A 17,394-nucleotide genomic window follows, 5' to 3' on the forward strand; every position below is an offset into this window, starting at 1 on the left:
GCGACATCTGCCGGAGCACCGATCAGCGCACCGTCATCGCCGCCGTTATTCGGAGGGCGGGAGTGGGGAATAAACTGCCACTGTTCCTGTCAGACAAGGAGCCAGCCAGCCTCTACGCGAACCTTTGCTCATTTGTCTTCGACTACTGCTCCCGCCAGAAGGTCGGCGGCACCTCGATGACCTATTTCATTCTGAAACAGCTCCCGATCCTATCACCTACGACTTTTACAGAACCATGCATCTGGTGGTCCGGGGAGACCATCGCCGCATGGCTCCGACCCCGCGTGTTGGAGCTGACGTACACCGCCTGGGACCTCCAGCCCTTCGCCCGCGACGTGGGCTACGACGGCCCGCCGTTCCGCTGGGACGAGGCGCGCCGGTTCCTCCTCCGCGCCGAGCTGGACGCCGCCTTCTTCCACCTCTACGGCATCGCCCGCGACGACGTGGACTACATCATGGAGACCTTCCCCATCGTGAAGCGCAAGGACGAGAAGGCCCACGGAGAGTACCGCACGAAGCGGGTCATCCTGGAGATCTACGACGAGATGCAGCGGGCCGCCGACACCGGCGTCCCGTACCAGACCCGGCTGACCCCGCCCCCGGCGGACCCGGCGGTGGCGCATCCGGCGCGGGGCGTCGAGTCCGCCGTCCCGCGTGCCGCGGCGGTCGCGGCCGAGCTGATCGCGCCCGATCTCGCCGCGATCGCGGACGGGGCGTGGGCGACGCCGATCGGCGTCACGCCGGAGAACGTGACGCTGTTTACGCTCGTGGACCTCCTCGGGAGGACCGGTGGGGCCGACGCCGAGAAGCTCCGGCTGGCGGCGCTGATCGCGCGCAAGCCCGTGCTCGCCATCCCCTTCCTCGCGGACGCCGACAAGGCGCACTGGCAGCGCGTGATCGGTGCCGAGGCGCAGCCGCTCCCGGCCAACGTCGTCGCCCTCGACCAGGTGCGGCGGGACGGTGTGGATCGAGCTTGGAGAGACGTGGTGCAGCAGCTGCGCGGCACGGGCGCGCTCGCCGTGGACACGACGGCACAGCGGTGGAGCACGGGCGGGCGGTTCGCGGAGGTGCAGGATCTCGTTGCCGACAAATCATGGGTAGCTGGGCGCACGTCCTGGGCGATCCAGCTGCTCGCGGAGATCGAGTGCGTCGAGGCGGAGCAGAACCTCGTCGCGTTCGTGAGGAGCGTGGGGGATGGCACGGCAGAAGGAGCTGTTTCCTAGACCGACGACGGCGATCCATGTCGACCCGGATCGCGACGAGCCGCGCGTGTGGGTGCGGCGGCTGGTGCTCTGGTCCCGGCCCGGCGAGGTGATTCGCGAGATCCCGCTGCGGCGCGGCCTCAACATCGTCTGGTCGCCGGACCCGGCTGAGGAGGCGGCGCGGGCGGGGCGCACCGGCGGGATCGGGCACGGCGCAGGCAAGACGCTCCTGTGCCGCCTGCTGCGCTACTGCCTGGGTGAGGAGACCTTCGCCAACGAGGAGCTGCGCGAGCACATCGGCCGCGCGTTCCCGGACGGGCAGGTCGGCGCCGAGGTTGTGGTGAACGGGGAGCCGTGGGGCGTCGTGCGGCCGCTCGGTGCGACCCGCCGACACCTGTCCGCCGTCGGCGTCCCGCCCGAGGACCTCCTCGCCCACGAGGGGCGCGCCCCGGGCATGGACCCCCTGCTGGAGGCGATCACCGGCCAGGTGCTCCGCCTCGGCGCCGCGGGCGACGTCTTCCCCAGCCCCAAGAAGTGGAAGCAGTGGCTGCTCGGCCTAGCCTGGTTGTCGCGCGATCAGGAGTGCCGCTTCGGCAAGATCCTAGAGTGGCGGGATTCGAGCGCAGAGACGAAGAGCACGCTGCCCGCGATCGGCGCGGAAGCCACGCAGGTGGTCGTGCGCACGTTCCTGGACGTGATGTCGGCGGCGGAGCTGAAGACGCGGACGCGGCTCGATACTCTCGCCCAGGAGAAGCAGACCCTCGGCCAGAACCTGGGATTCGTCGAGCGCATGATCTCCGAGCTGGGAAGGCAGCTGGCGCACGCGTTGAAGCGCGACGAGGCGTTCCTCGGGACCGAGCGGCTGGCGGCGACGGCGATGGTCGATCAGGCCACGGAGGCGCTCCGCGCCGTCGAGGAGGCCGGGGCGCACGACGTCGCCGACCCGGCGCTGCCCGGCCTCCGGTCCAAGCTGGAGGTCGTCATCCAGCAGATCGCCGTCCTGGTCAGCCAGCGGGGGATGGCCGACGGTGCGATCGCCACGCAGAGGGAGATGATCGCCGTCCTACGGGGTGAGCTGGAGAACCTCGACGCCGACGCAATCAAGGTCCGCCTCGGGCCGTCCTGCCCGGTTTGCGCCGTGCCGATCGATCAGGCGCTCGCCGAGGGTTGCCGGATCTCGCTCGCGCGCCGCGATCCGGCGGACGTCGCCGCCGAGAAGGCCGACACCGCGGGGAAGGTCGCCGAGCACGAGCGCGCGATCCGGACGTTCGAGGCGCAGATCGCCGAGAAGGACGTCGCCCTGGAGAACCTGCGCGCGGACGAGACGGCTCTGCGCGATCAGATCGGCGCGATCGAGCGCAAGATGGCCACAGCGCGGAACCGGCGGCGGGAGAAGTGGTACGCGGCGCGCCGGGTGCTGGACGACGCGCGGCGCTACACGGACCTGTTCGACCAGCGGGAGCGCCTCCGGGAGCAGATCGGCAAGGCCCACGACGAGGAGGAGCAGCTCAAGACCCGGCGCAAGTCCCAGCAGAAGCGGCACACCGAGGTCGTCGGCCGCCTGAGCACCCTGTTCAACTGGGTGTGCCGGGAGCTGCTCGACACCGAGGTCGACACGCACGTCGACCTCTCGGGGCGCGGGATCGAGGTGCGGGTGCCCACCGTGGGCGGCAACGCGATCGAGTCGCTCAAGGTGGTCGCCTTCGACCTCGCCGCGTTGCTCATGAGCATCGAGGGGCGCTCCGCGCTCCCGGCGTTCCTGATCCACGACAGCCCGCGCGAGGGCGACCTCGGCCTCTCGATCTACCACCGCCTCTTCAAGCTCATGGTCGACCTGGAGCACCGCTGTCCCGAGCCACCGTTCCAGTACATCATCACGACTACGACGAAGCCGCCGGAGGCGCTGATCGACAAGCGGCACCTCAGGCTGACGCTGAGAGGGGAGAAGCCGGAGGAGAGGTTGCTGAGAACTGGGGTCTAGCCTGCGCTGGGCTTCGAGAGGTGACACGTGACCGAGAAAAAATCGAAGACTCCGAAACCCTGGAAGCCCGCTGGACGCGGGTTGGTCATCGCAGGGGGAACTGAGCAACTTTCGCAGGGGCTGCAAGAACTCGACACGCCGTTCTACTCGTTCAACCCGAATGTGTACGGGAGATGGTAGCTTGGCGGGAAGCCCCGCACAAAGGCTACATCGTGCTCATGGTTGATGGTGTAGCGCCGGGAGTTGATTGGTAAAAGCAAACTAACGTAGAGGGCTACATGACTAAAAAAGATCTGCGATCTGACCCGTCCTCAGCGTCAGGATCACGTGAGGGTTCGGCGAAGTCGATTTCCGAAACGGCGACCTCGGCCGTCGCGGTCATCGCCACTGGCGGGGCCGCGATCGCCGAGAGCTACTTGTCAGGATCTCCTCTTCCGATTATTAGCGGAGTAGCTGCCTTGCTGGATCGGTATTCCACGGAGCGGACAACAGAACGGCTGCGCTCATTCGTTGCTGAAGTTGAAGATCGCTTAGGGCAGGCTCTGGCACACGTCAATCAACTCGAAGATCATCGACAGGATCAGGTTGTACGCATCCTTCTGGAAGCACGGTTCGCGTCGGAGCGGGAGAAACTGGGTCGGCTGCGCAACGCGATGGCGAACGCGATCGCCGCAAACATAGAGGATTTTTGGTTTGGTGCACTTCACGAGTGCTTGACTCAGGTGACCACCACGGAAGCCCTAGTTCTGCGGGCTTTCTACGGCATTCCGGAGAGTGCACGAGTACATGTCGGTGAAGGCGATACCGGGTTCTTTCCAGCCAAACTAGTCACCCCACCTTCACCTGATGTTGCGAGCGCTATGCCCTCCATGATCCGGAGACTTGTGCAGTTGGGATTGATTGAAGATCAAAGTACAGGTCGGTTTGGTGGACCGACGGCGAATAGCATGCTGGAAAAAACGGCACTCGGTCGGCGGTTCCTGTGGTTGGTAACCGACGAACCCGGAACGCCAATGCCCGAGTAGTCGACCACCCGACCGTTTGGAAACAGATTGAGGCCGTCGCCAACGAGCCACTGGTGCGAGGAACGATCGAAGGAGTGTACCGATGCCTGAACCGACCGTGTACCTGTGGCGGGAGAACGCAGAGCACCAGCGGTGGCGGCCCACAACCCTGTCCGCCGAGGGCAAGGACGAGAAGTTCCTCGAACGGCTCATCGCCGAGCGGCCCGAGCTGCTCGGCCTCGAATCGCGCAGCACCGGCATCTACGGTCCCTTCGTGCCGTTCTCGCAGCTCGCGTTCGTGACGCCGCAGGGGCGGAACATCCGCCCGGACCTCGTGTTCCTCACCGCGAGCGGCCACGCGGTGATCGTGGAGGTGAAGCGGTACGACAACCCGGAGCTGCGCGAGCGCCACGTCATCGCCCAGGTCGTGGACTACGCGGCCTCGTTCGCCGCGCTGAAGCCCGAGGAGCTGCTGCGGCTGTTCCAGCCGTCGGCGGGTGCCGCGGCCTCGTGGCCCACGCTCGCCGAGCTGCTCTTCCCCGAGGAGGCCGATCCGCAAGAGCTGGCCCAAACGCTGCTGCACCGCTTCCGAAACGGGGAGATCCACCTCGTCATCGCCTGTGACCGGGAGCCGACGGGGCTGCGCGAGCTGGTAGAGGGCGTGGCGAGTCAGAGCGCGCTGTCGTTCGGCTTCAGCGTCGTCGAGGTGCGACCCTACGTCAGCGACGATAAAAAGAACGGCATCCTGTTCTTCCAGAGCACCGCCGTGGAGACCGAGATCGTCGCCCGCACCGCCGTGACGGTCACCATCGAGCGGGGCGCCCCCGAGCCGGGCGTGACCGTGACTGTGGACAGCCCGAAGAAGGTCGAGCAGGCGGTGGAGAAGGCGCGCCGCCGGGGCGGTGGTGGGCGGCGGGTGACACTCGTTGATGAGTCGAGGCCGTTCCTGCTGGCGAGCGTCGCGGATCTGATCCGGACGCGGCGTGTCGGCATCCCCGAGCGGGGCTGGTGGGGGTTCTGCGTCAACAACAACGTCACTACGGACCCGACCGGGAGCTTCAAGCTGATCGTCCGGTTCATGGACTACGGCGGCGATCACGTCTCCGCCGAGGCCAAGGGGAGGATTCTGATCGATTTCAAGCTGCCCGGGAAGAAGGACCGGGAGCGCCGCCTCGACGCTCTGCACCGGATGGTTGAGCGGGCGACCGTGCCATTCGAGCAGGCGCTCGGGACCAAGGCCGCATTTCACGCATCCGCCAAAGGCCCGGCCTGGAGCGTGCCTTCAACGGCGATCCCGGAACCCCAGACCCCGGAGGCGCTCGCCGCGTGGATGGAGAAGGTCTACCGACACGTCGCGGCCCAGCTGCCGCTGCGGGCCGCCAAGCCGGTTTCGGAGTCCGACCTGGAGGCCATTTTGAAAGGCGACGTGATCGCCGACGGCGGTGACGAGGGCGTCGACGAAGGGGACCATGACGACCGCGACGAGGAGGAGCAACCATGACCAACACCTGGATGGTCCGCGCCGGACGCGGCAGCTACGTGTTCGAGGAGTTCGAGAAGAAGCGCTGCGTCGCCCTCGGCTGGGCGGAGATGGGGGACATCTCCGGGATCAAGACGCGGGAGGATCTTGGTCGCCGCCACGACGAGGCAAACCCGGACCTGAGCAAGGCCGCGCGGGGCGTGCAGCTCGGGATGATCGCGCGGTTCGTCTTCGATCTCGCCGAGGGTGACAACATCGTCACCTACGACAGCGACACGCGCGTCTACCTCGTCGGCAAGATCACCGGGCCACATCGATACCAACCCGACCGCGTGCCCGATCACCCCAACGTCCGCGACGTGAAGTGGGTCGGCAAGGTCAGCCGCGACGACCTCACGGTGGAAACGAGAAACACTCTCGGAAGCACGCTCGCGTTGTTCCTGCTGAACGAAACCGTGTGGGCAGAGATCCAGGGCGTTCTCAAGGGTATGGCCCCGCCAGTGGCGGAGCCTGACGCGCACAACGACCTCGACGTCCTCAAGGCCGAGATGATCGGCAGCGCCCACGAGTTCATCAAGGACAAGGTCAAGGCGCTCAACTGGGACGACATGCAGGAGCTGGTCGCCGGGATACTCCGCGCCATGGGCTACAAGACGCTCGTCTCCAGCCCCGGCTCCGATCTCGGCAAAGACATCGTCGCGTCGCCGGACGGGCTCGGCCTGGAGCAGCCGCGCATCCGCGTCGAGGTGAAGCACCGCAAGGGCGCGATGGGGGCGCCGGAGATCCGCAGCTTCATCGGCGCGCTGCGCCAGGGCGACAAAGGGCTCTTCATCAGCACGGGCGGCTTCTCGAAGGAGGCCAACTACGAGGCTGAGCGCGCCACGGTCCCGGTCACCCTCGTCGATCTGGACGCCCTCGTACTGCTGCTCACCGAGCACTACGAACGCCTCGACGCCGAGGCCCGGGCGCTGGTGCCGCTGAAGCGGATCTACTGGCCGGTAGGATAAGAAACGAATGGAGACAGGGTGGCTGATGTCACGGCTCTACCCCGCGGACGGGATGCCGCCGCCGAGACCGTCGCCCGCTCGTTCAAGAACGGGCAAACCCCTTCGGCGGGAAAAGTGCTCAACCCCGCCGCGCTCGGCCTCGTCGTGCGCTACGAGAAGAACGGCGAACGGATGTGGAAGACGGTGGGAAGAACATAGCCAACGGCCGAGTGGGCTACTGTAAACATCGAAGACACTCGATCGCTTCGCTCGGATCGGCGATCACACGACAGTGGTAGCGTTCATCGAGCGCCAAGTGTCTCTGCTTCACCATCGAACAAAGCGGTTTCTCGGTGAGAAATATATCGCAGTAGGCAATAGCAGCTGCGGCGTGATCGAAATCGAAGAGATCGTTGGGCTTCAACTTACGATTTTTATGCCATCGAATAGATGCGTGCAGAGACGCCATGATGTGGAGCGTCGGCATAGAATCGAAGTCGCGCTCTAGAACCAGAGAAAGGAAATGTCTACCGACGTTCCGTAGTTTTTCGAGCTGTTCTTCGTTCCCACCTTGGACCTGTAGTCCCCGCAGACGGGCCAACTCGACGGCGATACTCATCACTTTACCGCCGCACAGATCGGCGAGACCGCCCAGTTCCGTGGAAAAAACCTTCTGGTACGTGTTGTGCTCGCAGGAAGACGCCGCATTCATGTCGTTTAATTGATCGGCTACTCTTGCTGTTCGCTCGTTGAGCTTCGTTCTGGCTTCGTCTTCCAGGCCGTTGCTGTCGAGCACGGTGAATCTAATCCATGCGCTGCGATGTGGTGACGGGAAGGGCACGCCGAGGTGTTGAAACAGAGAAAAGCAGATCTCTGTCTCTATTAGTTGTAGGGGATCATCAAGAGCCACGCCGAGGCTCAGGTCACCTATGATTTTTACGGTGGCTAGGCGCGATCCGGGATCGCTCTGTTTTAATAGTTCCAAACGCGTGGCTTCGCCGATGGGGCAAAAGACTACGCCGCTCGCAACTTTCTCTCGAACAAGAGCGAGCAGCGTAGCATCGTGTTCCCCGCGTGGGTTTCCCGACGCGGCTTCGCGCAGAAGAATCCAGTACTTCATGTCGAGATAGACCGCTGTCTTGCCGGATAGCTCATCACTGAGCGCGGCACGCGCGCAGATCTCGTCCTCGCCTAATGAGTTCTCTGTAGAGAGAATTTCCATCACGAGATCAGCACACCACCCCACCTGGTCGGGCGTCAACTCGAACTGCGAGAATCCAACTTGACGAGAAGCGAAGAGGCGCCGTCTGTCTCTCCTTTCACGCGAGAATCAGATCCGCGAACACGAACCCGTCGCGCTCGACCACCTCGCCGGGGACGACCGGGATCGGCGCCGCGAACATGGGCCCGGCCGTGACGCACGTGTGGAACTCACCGCGCTCGCCGCAGGGGTCGACGCCGGGCGGGAGATCCGCCAGGAAGCGATCGTCGAAGGCGCGGCCGACGAACGCGGGGTCGAGCTGCCGGGGATCGACACACGTCACGATCGCGTGGAGGCCCCCGGCGATCATCTCGCGGGCCAGTGCGCCGGTGTCGCGACCCCACAGCGGGAACAGCGCCGTGAGCCCGACGCGGGCGAGCTGCGTTTCGCGGTAGGCGCGGATGTCTTCGAGGAACAGGTCGCCGAACGCCACGGCGGCGAGCCCTGTGCCCGCGTACCGCGCGAGGGCGTCGGCCATGAGCGCCGCGTAGTCGTCGTTCGAGCATGGCGAAGGCAGGTAGACCTCGTGCAAGTGGAGTCCGACAGCGGCGGCCTGGGCTTCCAGGATCGCCTCGCGGACGGCGTGCATGGCGACGCGCCGGTAGTCTTCGGTGAGCGTCGTGAGGAGCCCGACGACTTCGACGCGCGCCTCCTGCCGCAGCACACGGAGCGCCCACGCGGAGTCCTTGCCGCTGCTCCAGGCGAGCAGCACCCTCGGACAGGTGGTCATGACGTCCCATAGCATGGAGATGCAGCTGTCACCACCGGCCCGGCTGAGGTCCGGAAACAACGGGGACATCGGAGTCCAGGGAACCACCTGGACCCACCGGTGTGGGCTATCGATTCTGGACTGGAGCAGTTTTTCGGCTTCTTCGAAGAGAGCCCGACCGTCGGTCGGCAGATACGCTTCAACTAGGGGACGGGATGGATCGAGTTTCCACACCGCTCCAGCGTCGCCTCTCCTCCCGGAGTGCAGTGCAGCAAAACCTCTTCATCCCATGGCGCGGCAGTGTCGTCTGGGGATACGGTTCCCGCCACGTGGTACACCCCATCGAGCCAGATCATTGACCCGTTCGGCATGAAGGAATGGCCATCAGACCAACCGCGTCCGAGGTCGCAGAACCTCTTTCCCTTTGCCGGTTTTCCGCTCTTGGAGTTCAACTCGATAACCCCGAGTCCTTCCGGTAGTCCCCTCGCAAGGCCTCCGAACAGCACGCCGATGTTCGCACCGTTCCACGCGACACGCGGCTCGACCTGTTGCGCCGAGCCTTTGAGTCGCCATTTGGAAATGATTCGACCGTTGTTGTTCACGACCGCGCCGACGACCGATCTCCCTTCCTCCCACGCGATGGAGAAGGCCGAGTCACCGGCTTCGATGCTCGGCGGTCCGGCGTCGGCGGCGAGCTTGCCCGGCAGCGTCACCAGCGTCGTCGCCCTCCACGTCGCGGGGTTCACGAGTAGAAGGCGTCGCGTCTTCCCGGCATTGAGCGCAAGAGCGAGCCTCTCGGCGTTTGCGGCGACACCGACGAGCACGGCCCCCCTCAACCCCTTCGCGATCCTCTTAGAAATTTCGACGAACTGCTCATTCCCGACGGCAAAAGCCACGTGAATCGCATCGTCGGCGCCAATCTCAAAGCGGGCCACGCTGCCACCGATGGCGACCACCGCGTTTGGTGCGGTGGAGAGTACGTTTATCGCATCGCTGCGGGTGCCGGGCGCAGCGAGTGCCTCGTGGAACCCCCGCCATCCTTTTAAGGCGGGTATCGTCGCGCACGTTCCGTCGATGGGAGGAAGTTCAACCGACTTCGGCGGTTCCATACCGTTTTTCTGCGCCTCGCCGGTCAGGAACGCACCCGCGATCTCGGGCGGAAGCAGATCCTCTCCCCCGCCAGCGGTCACCCCAGACGAAAACAAGATCGCCGAAATCCCGGAACTCACGAGCAGCCCCCACACGAGTCCCATCGGGAAGAGGTTGCCGAGCGACCAGGCGCTCATCTGCGCCACCCACGAGGGAGGCTTCGGAAGAAGGCGTCCGACGAGCGCGCTCGCGAACCACAGCACCAGCATCGCCAAGAGGATGATCCCCCCGGAGGGAATCTTACTCGCCGCCCAGCCGATACCGACGACCGCGACGTACAGGATCGCCGCTAGCCACATCACGCTTCGAAAGCTCTTCACCTCGATCCAGATTCTGGACCGTGTCGGTGGTTGCGGTGGGATGAGACCGTCTTTCTGTGCGGCCGCGCTGTCCTCGCCGACGAATTCGCTGCCATCATAGTAGTATTTTGCCCCGCAATACGCGCAGGTCGAGATGCCGCCGTCGGGGCCGGTATCGACAAGCCCCCCACAGTTTGCGCATCTGAGATCCATCGCGGTGAACTCGGTCATGGCTACGCCATCCTCTTCAGGAGGTACGTAAGCTCGTCACGCCCCATGAGAAGGACCGGCGGCTTACACTTCCGAGCCAGCTCCCGCGCCGCATCCGTGAACTGCGCGTTCGTCACGACCATCGCCCGCGTGCACCCGTAGTACGAGGCTGCGGTGAACGCCTCCTGAACAGCCTTGTTGTTAACATCCCCGGTGTCGTAGTTCTTGGCCTGCACCGCGTACTTGACGCCCTTGTCCACCACGATGAGGTCGGCGCCGAAGTCGCCGGATCTACCGGTGTGGACGACTTCGCAACCCCGCGCTCGAAAAAAGCTATCGACATAGCGCTCGAACTCAGGACCGTTCAGGGAGTCGATCTCGGCTAACGTTTTTACAACGAATCGCCGCCTACGGTTTTGAATGACCAGGACAACCGTGATGGTGATCCACACGGGGACCCAGACCCACCAGAAGTTGTGGAACCACACGCCGACACCGAGCGCAACGACAACCGGCAACCAGTTGCTCTTGAGTGGGTTTCGACTGAAGAGAAGCTTAAACAGAATGATCAAAGGCAACATCGCGAAGGTGAGCAGCCCAACTAGAAACCCATAGTCCGACCTCCGCTCCGGTATCAGTATAATTTGTGACGACTCCCACTTGGCGAACTTATCCTCCGGTCCCTGCGGCCGCACGCTCCCCTTCCCTCGGCTAATTTTTCGATTACCCGAATGAGTGCTCATGAAAACATTCTGCCGCGACGAACTCGATGCTTTTCAGCGTCACGTGGTCGCCGTTTAGTAGCCATCGAGCCATTCTCGTTTGACCCAACCCCTTTTCCCAGGTTGGCCAGAAACCTCGATTTCGATCCACTCGTTGCCAGAGGCATCGCTCGATCTGTTTCCCGTCGGCTTCACCTGGGCGCCTTCCCAGATTCCGTTTTTTGTGCGCGCGGAGTCGGTAGGCGCCGACCGCAGGAAAACGCCCCTGCCGTCGTTGGTGTCGATTCTAACACCTCCTCCTAGTGGACCTTTCTCTACCTGCCCCGCGGCCGCCGATTTGCTTTTCGATGGTTCCTTCTTCTTGTCGTCATCACACAGATTCGCAATCAGGACGATGATGACAATCATCACAATCGTGCTGCCACATCCTGCTTCCATTGGAACGTGTAGTTTCGGCTTCGTGATGTTTGGGTCGTAGACTTTTTCCACATTGGAATAATCAATATCGTCGTCTGAACTCAATTTGGAAACCTCCCCGCCAAGATAACCGCCTCACCACCACCAACGCCTTCGTCGCGCCGTCCGGTCCTCCAACAAACTTCAACGCTGTGAAACAACCCTACCGCTATGCCGTCGCAGCCGCAAGCGCCTCTATCGCACCTCAATTCTCTTAGAGACGAAGCACGGCCGTCACCTCGCGCACTTGGAGGTGTGGAACATGGGCACGCTCCCGCCGTCGCTGACCCTGGAGAAGCTCCGCCACCCCCACGGCTCATTCCCGGGCAACCCGCTCCTGGCCGATCCGTTGTACCTCGCCGGGTATATCGAGCGGATGGGAACGGGTACCGGCGACATCATCGCGCGCGGTGCCGAGAATTGGGCCTCGCCGAGCCCGAGTTCGCGCTGACCGATGGGTTAGTGATCACGCTCCGCCGCAGACCGGAGCGCGCGTTCGAGGCGGTCGGGGGGGCGCAGGGGTAGTCGCGGGGGAAGTCGCAGGGGAAGTCGCAGGGGCCCACCCACCAGGGCGCGCGGTTCGGCTCCGATCCGGCGGACGTCACGATCTGCGCGTCGGGCTGGCCCCCGTCGAAGACCTCGGGCATCTGCACGATGTTGGCAAACAGTGATCAGGCGGTAGCGGCGGGGCGATCGGCGGGTGGTCTACGCTCCATCGGCCTGCTCGGTGGCGCGGCGTGCGAAGTAGTACCAGATCAGCGAGTCGAGAAGGCGGACGTTGGAGGCAGCACTGAAGGGTGCATCGCGGCACGCCGCACGGACCGCCGCGAACTGCTCGGCCGCTCCCCGGATGTCCTCCCGCATCAAGTACATCAGCTCGAAGATCTCGGTGCCGTAGTCGCCGTTCTTCTCCGCCGTCCACAGGCGATGGAACGCGGGCTCGTCGCTGATCGGCGCCGCGTACTTGTAGTAGCCGCAGATGAAGGAATCGATCACCGGCAGCAGCTGGGGCCGGAACGGATGCAGCAGCTTGGTGGCTCCCGCGATCCGCACGCGCGGGGTCCCCGCCACGATGCCGTAGAGCTTGATGAGCGGTGCCCTGATGGCGTTCAAGTCGGTTTCTTCCAGCGTCTGCTCAGCGGGAAGGCGGCGGAGGCATGACGTGATCGCCTTGCCGTGTGTCTGGATGAGATCATGGTACGCCTGCTTCGGACTCCGCATGCCAAGCTGATAGACGCGGTCGACGTCGGCGACGGGGTCGATGACGTTGGGGTCTTTCGGCGGATCGCCGTCGTAGCGGCCCCAGGGCCATTCGCCAAACTTCTCGATGAGCATGCGGTCCGCGTCTCGGAAGATCAGGCCGCTTCGCAACCGGATGTCGATGGTCACGTCCTCCCTCCAGTCGTAAAGGTGCCGCATCGAGGCGTGATCCTCGCCTGCCCCACCGCAGCCTTCAACACTGCGTATCGGCAAGGGACGGCCCCGAGGCGTGCCAGCCCGGCCAGCCCGATCGTCTTCTGTGTGCCGACGCGGTCGTCGAGCATGCGGGTGGGCAGCACGCGGAACTCCCACTGGTCCAGATCCAGGGGGTTGGCGCGCGCCTGCTCCCGCTCCGTGAAGAGGCAGAACACGTACACGTCCGCCGTGCGGCCGGGCGCGCCCGTCGCGTTCGTCCGGGCGTCCCAGGGGGCCTTGGCGGGGCCAATGTCGAAGCGGATCGCGGAGGGGCGCGGCTGCTGCCAGCTTTGCAGGTACGCCGCCGACTTGACCTCGATCGTCAGGCCGTCCGGCATCCGCAGGTCCACGGCATCCCACTCGCTGCGCACCCCGTCGTCGTCGATCCCGAGCGCCCGCGCGACGATGAACTCGGCGAGCACCCCGCGAAGTGCGTTGCTCAACAGGTCGGACGCGCTCCAGCGCCAGAAGTCCTGCAACCGGAACGGAAGCTCGGTGCCGTCCGAGGTGAACGGCTCGTTCCCGGTACAGCGCGGGTTCTTCATCCTGTGAGGGTACAACACCGCGACGGGCACTGCACCCGTGTGCACGTTCACGAACACGTCTTGGCTCGCTCGGGCAGATCCGGGTAGCGTCGGCACGACGACCGGGATGATCGTTCCACGGCGGGTGGGGTCCCGCAACGACACGGAGGTGGCGTATGACGCCCTGGCAGCTGTGGCTGCACTTGGATCTCGGGGACGAGGCGGTCCTCGGGGCGATCGGCGAGCATTCTTGCGCGAGCCTGAGCGAACTCATGCACCAGCTGTGCATGGCGGACGACCCCACCTTGATCGCTGCGCCGCTGCCGCCGCCGGTCCCGTGCGTGGTGGCCGTGGACGCGCCGGTTCTCGCCCGCGATCCGAGCCTCGCCCGCCTCGTCCCGGACGGCGCCGGGTGCCTGCTCGTGGCCCCGAGCGCTTGCTCCGACGACGAGATCGACGCCGCCCGCATCGCGCTCGACGCGCGCCCGCCCTGGACCGTGTTGTGCGATTCCGGGCTCGGCGGGGGGTTCGGGCGGAAGGCGCCGTACGACGAGGCGCTCGAAGCGATCTACGAATGCGCGGCGATCGTCCGGTTCGCCCTTTACGACGCCGAGGCGCTGGCGCGGGCAGGTGCGCGGTATCGGGACGCGCTGCTCCGCTGCCACTCCTTCTCCGGCGAGGACAACAGTACGAGCCTCACGCACTACACCCTCGAACGGGCGCTGCGCTGGTCGCCTCCGGGGCGCAATGCCCACTGGCGCCGCATCCACACCAAGAAAATCCTCCGGATCGACGGCCCCCTGCTCCCCGAGTTCCGGGCGTTGATCGACGCGCTGCCCAGGAGCCCCAGCGGACGGCGCTACGATGTCGAGGTGCTGTCCTACGAGGACCAGGAGCCGCTGACGAGCGGGAAAACGTGGTGGGCGGTGTATCGGTTTGATTGGCTGGTCCGGCGGGGATGATCCGCGGTCGGGGCGACTCCGTGAGAACGATTACACGCCGCGTAGTGCGTCGAGCGACGCGCGGGCCATGGGCGCCATCTTGAAGAACCCCTCCAGCGTCGCGCACGGGTACTGGTCGCAGCGCGCGCAGTTCTCGACGCCGAGCTTTCGCGCGCAGGCCCGGACCTCGCACTCGCCGCAGTGGGCGCACTTCTTCCCCTCGACGAGGCAGCCGTCGCACCACACATGCTCGACCTTCACGTCGGTGTGGTAGGCCTTGCTCCACTCGGCGGCGATCTTCTGTGCGGCGACCGGATCGTTGGCCTGCGTCGCGAGGAACCCCGGGCACTCCGTGCATACGAGTCCGCAGTACGCGATCATCTTCGTGCTCATCTTCTCCTCCATAGAAAAGGTTGGGTTGATGCCGTGTACCGTACAAATGTATGGTATATGGGTCAAGGGGAAAACGGAAGCGGCGTTCGCCCTTTCCGGATGAGCCACCGCTGACGCAGAATGGCGCCATGCACATCGGGATCGTCGCCTAGGCCGTATCGAACGTGTGGATGTCTTCGAGGTATACTGCGGCGAGGAGGGCGACGTGATCACCCGCGAGCAGCTCGTCCGCGCCTTCTGGGCCGCCCTCGATACGGCCGCCTTCGACACCGCCGCCGGGATGATGTCGCCGGACGCCGTCGTCACGTGGCCCTGCACGGGCGAGATCTTCCGGGGGCGCAACAACTTCATCGCCGTCCAGCGGCACTACCCCGGCCGCTGGCGGATCGCCGTCGAAAAGATCCTGATCGCGGACGAGTGCGTGGTCTCGGTCGTGAGGATCACCGCCGAGGCGGGCAACGGCCCGAGCTTCCACGCGACGTCGCTCTTCGAGTGCGACGCGGCCGGGAAGATCACCGCCATCATCGAGTACTGGGCCACCGACGAGGGGCCGCCCGAGTGGCGGCGGACTGGGGGTTGGGCCGAGCGGTCGTGACGTGTGGGTGCAGTACAACGACTGGAGCCGCGAGGCGGTCGCCTACTACCACAACAGGTAGTTCCGCGAGGGTCCGACGCGACCCCAGAACGCGGTCTGCTACTTCCGCGAGGGGATCGCAGTGCCGCAGGCGTCCGGGAAGAAGATGTCGGCGGCTCTGATCGATGGGCGCCTGATCGACCAGGCCCTCGTCGGCGTCTTCCCTCACGACGAGGCCCTGCTCCTCTTCCTGTTGGGCTTCCTCAACACCGGGTTGGCCCTCGGAGTTGATGCAGGCCATCTGCCCGACCGCGTCGCGGCCAGCGCGCTACGTGGGCCAGCTCCCCCCAGTGGTCATCCCGTCCGACGCCGTGGTGCGGCGCGTGAGCCGTCTTGTAACACGCCTGATCGCGCTGGCCCGCAGCGGCCGTCGCCCGAGAGCGCAGGACATGCAGCAGATGGAGGAGCTGTACCGGGGCATCTGGTTCGCGGACGGGACTCGACACGGGTGAGACCTGCACAAGCTCGCGCGGGGGGTGCTGAAAACCCAGATTTGCGCCACCGGACCCCTCGAACAGCACACGATCCGCGCCTTTTCTCCGTCACCTTCATTTTTTTTGGCGTGCCTTTACAGGCTGGTTGACAAACGCATTGGGAGCCAATCGATAGTCGTCCAGACTTTCTCGATATTATAAAAGGATCGGTTTTCGAACCCTTCATTTTACCTGGTCAGCGACCCGCCGATTTCGAGCCTGTTTTACCCGGTGCAACCCGTTTATCAACAATGGTTACGCGTATTTAGAAATTGCGCGCCGGGAAAAAAGGCATTACAGCTTACAGCACAGGGAACGAGCGCACCGAGCAGCGGAGGAGGGGAAAATGGCGACGAAGAGGGAACAGACGGTCACCGGGCAGACAATCCCGGTCGACGACAGGCTGCCGACCCCGGTCGATGCCGAGATACTGACCGTGAACGACGTCGCGCGATGGCTCCGGTGCTCTAAGAAGTTCGTATATGCGTTGGTCGAAAGACGGGAGATCCAGCACTATAAGATCTCGAATCAATTGCGTTTTTCCCGTTCGGAGCTAACAAAATGGTTGCAGAAGCATGGGGTGGCGATACTGGAGGGAGACCGTGCGGTTGTATGAGCGCGATGACTGGTGGTGGGTCAACGTCAGGTTCGAGGGCGTGCGCCATCGGCTGAAGTCGCCGATCAATCAGAAGCGCGCGGCCGAGCAGTATGCGCACAGAGTCATGGAGCAGCTCATCAACGGGACGTTCGTGTCCAAGAAAGAGCGGCAGAAGGCAGCGGCCAAGACGAAGACGGTGGCCGAGTTCGCGCCAGATTTCATTAAAAACTACGCCCGGGTGCGCAACAGGATCAGCGAGGTCGAGTCGAAACAGGGCAACCTCGATCGCTACATCCTGCCGGTGCTCGGGGACATGCGCCTAGACGAGGTCAAGCCGCTCGACGTCGATCGGCTCGCCGCATCGATGTTGGCCACGGGCGTGTCCAATAAAACCGTCAACAACGCCCTCGCCACGCTGAGCAAGATGTTCCACTACGCCGTAGAGTCCGAATTGATCGCCAAGGTGCCGCGCATCCGGCTGCTCCCGGTTTCCGAATGCAAGACCGACTACTTGAAGCCTGACGAGCTGGTCAGCCTGCTCGAAGCCGCGTCGTACAACCGAGAGTGGCACGACATGATCTTCGTCGCCGCGCGGACCGGCGTGCGATGGGGCGAGCTGAGCGAGCTGCGCTGGTCCGACGTCGACCTCGACGCCGGGATGCTGCACGTGACGCGCAATTTCGTTCGAGGGGAGGTGATCGATCGCAAAAACGGCGCCGACGTCCACATCCCGCTCTCGCCGGACACGATCACGCTGCTCAAGACCCGGCGGCAGCTCCGGCACCTCCAGGGCAACGCTCTGGTGTTCTGCAAGCCGGATGGCGGTCGGCACATCCACCGGCGGGCCGACGTCGCGCTCAAGCGGTGCTGCCGCAAGGCGAAGCTGCGGGAGATCAGCTGGCACAAGCTGCGGCACA

19 protein-coding genes and 1 pseudogene are annotated in these 17,394 nt (G+C 64.6%); 12 read left to right on the top strand and 8 right to left on the bottom strand.

Annotated features, from left to right (window positions below; all coding sequences use genetic code 11):
• From M0R80_25835 to M0R80_25860, 6 genes are all read left to right on the top strand, one after another.
• Window positions 1-1,223: hypothetical protein (locus M0R80_25835; GenBank protein ID MCK9463059.1), on the top strand; the 1,223-nt coding region annotated here is incomplete at its 5' end.
• Entirely contained in the window at window positions 1,195-3,183 is a 1,989-nt protein-coding gene (locus M0R80_25840; protein ID MCK9463060.1) for a hypothetical protein, read from the top strand. The genes M0R80_25835 and M0R80_25840, both read left to right, overlap by 29 nt.
• Before the next feature lie 278 nt (window positions 3,184-3,461).
• Window positions 3,462-4,208 carry a hypothetical protein gene (locus M0R80_25845; GenBank protein MCK9463061.1) on the top strand — a complete coding sequence of 249 codons (747 nt, stop codon included), beginning with the start codon at window positions 3,462-3,464 and terminating at the stop codon, window positions 4,206-4,208.
• A gap of 82 nt (window positions 4,209-4,290) precedes the next feature.
• Window positions 4,291-5,688, top strand: a complete 1,398-nt coding sequence (locus M0R80_25850; GenBank protein MCK9463062.1) for a hypothetical protein — start codon at window positions 4,291-4,293, stop codon at window positions 5,686-5,688.
• Window positions 5,685-6,674 (top strand): restriction endonuclease, encoded by a 990-nt coding sequence (locus M0R80_25855; protein MCK9463063.1) that lies wholly within the window; start codon window positions 5,685-5,687, stop codon window positions 6,672-6,674. Before M0R80_25850 ends, M0R80_25855 begins: the two co-directional genes overlap by 4 nt.
• A gap of 18 nt (window positions 6,675-6,692) precedes the next feature.
• Complete coding sequence (locus M0R80_25860; protein ID MCK9463064.1) at window positions 6,693-6,872, top strand: hypothetical protein; 180 nt, start codon at window positions 6,693-6,695, stop codon at window positions 6,870-6,872.
• Window positions 6,873-6,888: 16 nt separating this feature from the next.
• Here M0R80_25860 and M0R80_25865 read toward each other — a convergent pair whose 3' ends face one another.
• The 5 genes from M0R80_25865 to M0R80_25885 all read right to left on the bottom strand — a co-directional run bounded on the left by M0R80_25865 (window position 6,889) and on the right by M0R80_25885 (window position 11,525).
• Window positions 6,889-7,875, bottom strand: coding sequence for a hypothetical protein (locus M0R80_25865; GenBank protein ID MCK9463065.1), 987 nt, complete (start codon window positions 7,873-7,875; stop codon window positions 6,889-6,891).
• Between the two features lie 97 nt (window positions 7,876-7,972).
• Window positions 7,973-8,644 (bottom strand): adenine nucleotide alpha hydrolase, encoded by a 672-nt coding sequence (locus M0R80_25870; GenBank protein MCK9463066.1) that lies wholly within the window; start codon window positions 8,642-8,644, stop codon window positions 7,973-7,975.
• A gap of 182 nt (window positions 8,645-8,826) precedes the next feature.
• Window positions 8,827-10,302: a hypothetical protein gene (locus tag M0R80_25875; protein MCK9463067.1), complete on the bottom strand. Its 1,476-nt coding sequence runs from the start codon at window positions 10,300-10,302 to the stop codon at window positions 8,827-8,829.
• Between the two features lie 2 nt (window positions 10,303-10,304).
• Window positions 10,305-10,976: a restriction endonuclease gene (locus M0R80_25880; GenBank protein ID MCK9463068.1), complete on the bottom strand. Its 672-nt coding sequence runs from the start codon at window positions 10,974-10,976 to the stop codon at window positions 10,305-10,307.
• A gap of 102 nt (window positions 10,977-11,078) precedes the next feature.
• Window positions 11,079-11,525, bottom strand: a complete 447-nt coding sequence (locus M0R80_25885; protein MCK9463069.1) for a hypothetical protein — start codon at window positions 11,523-11,525, stop codon at window positions 11,079-11,081.
• A gap of 181 nt (window positions 11,526-11,706) precedes the next feature.
• Here M0R80_25885 and M0R80_25890 point away from each other — a divergent pair.
• A pseudogene (locus M0R80_25890) lies at window positions 11,707-11,942 on the top strand (transcriptional regulator).
• Between the two features lie 222 nt (window positions 11,943-12,164).
• Here M0R80_25890 and M0R80_25895 read toward each other — a convergent pair.
• Window positions 12,165-12,848, bottom strand: a complete 684-nt coding sequence (locus M0R80_25895; GenBank protein ID MCK9463070.1) for a DUF6308 family protein — start codon at window positions 12,846-12,848, stop codon at window positions 12,165-12,167.
• Window positions 12,845-13,477, bottom strand: a complete 633-nt coding sequence (locus M0R80_25900) for a hypothetical protein (protein MCK9463071.1) — start codon at window positions 13,475-13,477, stop codon at window positions 12,845-12,847. Before M0R80_25900 ends, M0R80_25895 begins: the two co-directional genes overlap by 4 nt.
• A gap of 137 nt (window positions 13,478-13,614) precedes the next feature.
• On the opposite strand from M0R80_25900, the gene M0R80_25905 reads away from it, so the two are divergent.
• The gene (locus M0R80_25905) at window positions 13,615-14,400 is read left to right on the top strand and encodes a hypothetical protein (protein ID MCK9463072.1); all 786 of its coding nucleotides are present in this window, start codon (window positions 13,615-13,617) and stop codon (window positions 14,398-14,400) included.
• Between the two features lie 30 nt (window positions 14,401-14,430).
• Here the strand turns inward: M0R80_25905 and M0R80_25910 are convergent, their stop codons facing one another.
• A complete protein-coding gene (locus tag M0R80_25910; protein ID MCK9463073.1) occupies window positions 14,431-14,772 on the bottom strand; it encodes a DUF3795 domain-containing protein in 342 nt (113 codons plus the stop codon).
• Between the two features lie 166 nt (window positions 14,773-14,938).
• Between M0R80_25910 and M0R80_25915 the strand changes: the two genes are divergently transcribed.
• From M0R80_25915 to M0R80_25930, 4 genes are all read left to right on the top strand, one after another.
• On the top strand, window positions 14,939-15,367 hold the full coding sequence (locus M0R80_25915; protein MCK9463074.1) for a nuclear transport factor 2 family protein: 429 nt from the start codon (window positions 14,939-14,941) through the stop codon (window positions 15,365-15,367).
• A gap of 269 nt (window positions 15,368-15,636) precedes the next feature.
• Window positions 15,637-15,858, top strand: a complete 222-nt coding sequence (locus M0R80_25920; GenBank protein MCK9463075.1) for a hypothetical protein — start codon at window positions 15,637-15,639, stop codon at window positions 15,856-15,858.
• 367 nt (window positions 15,859-16,225) lie between these two features.
• The gene (locus M0R80_25925; protein ID MCK9463076.1) at window positions 16,226-16,495 is read left to right on the top strand and encodes a helix-turn-helix domain-containing protein; all 270 of its coding nucleotides are present in this window, start codon (window positions 16,226-16,228) and stop codon (window positions 16,493-16,495) included.
• The coding region (locus tag M0R80_25930; GenBank protein MCK9463077.1) for a site-specific integrase at window positions 16,482-17,394 on the top strand (913 nt) is incomplete at its 3' end. The genes M0R80_25925 and M0R80_25930, both read left to right, overlap by 14 nt.

This window comes from Pseudomonadota bacterium, from assembly GCA_023229365.1.
In the GTDB taxonomy this organism is placed as follows: Bacteria; Myxococcota_A; Polyangia; order JAAYKL01; family JAAYKL01; genus JALNZK01.

Bases quoted from the DNA above. Each gene is read 5' to 3' on its own strand.
- M0R80_25840 (MCK9463060.1), top strand. From the start codon at position 1,195: ATGGCACGGCAGAAGGAGCTGTTTCCTAGACCGACGACGGCGATCCAT.
- M0R80_25855 (MCK9463063.1), top strand. From the start codon at position 5,685: ATGACCAACACCTGGATGGTCCGCGCCGGACGCGGCAGCTACGTGTTC.
- M0R80_25905 (MCK9463072.1), top strand. From the start codon at position 13,615: ATGACGCCCTGGCAGCTGTGGCTGCACTTGGATCTCGGGGACGAGGCG.
- M0R80_25910 (MCK9463073.1), bottom strand. From the start codon at position 14,772: ATGAGCACGAAGATGATCGCGTACTGCGGACTCGTATGCACGGAGTGC.
- M0R80_25850 (MCK9463062.1), top strand. From the start codon at position 4,291: ATGCCTGAACCGACCGTGTACCTGTGGCGGGAGAACGCAGAGCACCAG.
- M0R80_25875 (MCK9463067.1), bottom strand. From the start codon at position 10,302: ATGACCGAGTTCACCGCGATGGATCTCAGATGCGCAAACTGTGGGGGG.
- M0R80_25925 (MCK9463076.1), top strand. From the start codon at position 16,226: ATGGCGACGAAGAGGGAACAGACGGTCACCGGGCAGACAATCCCGGTC.
- M0R80_25845 (MCK9463061.1), top strand. From the start codon at position 3,462: ATGACTAAAAAAGATCTGCGATCTGACCCGTCCTCAGCGTCAGGATCA.
- M0R80_25870 (MCK9463066.1), bottom strand. From the start codon at position 8,644: ATGACCACCTGTCCGAGGGTGCTGCTCGCCTGGAGCAGCGGCAAGGAC.
- M0R80_25865 (MCK9463065.1), bottom strand. From the start codon at position 7,875: ATGGAAATTCTCTCTACAGAGAACTCATTAGGCGAGGACGAGATCTGC.
- M0R80_25920 (MCK9463075.1), top strand. From the start codon at position 15,637: ATGCAGGCCATCTGCCCGACCGCGTCGCGGCCAGCGCGCTACGTGGGC.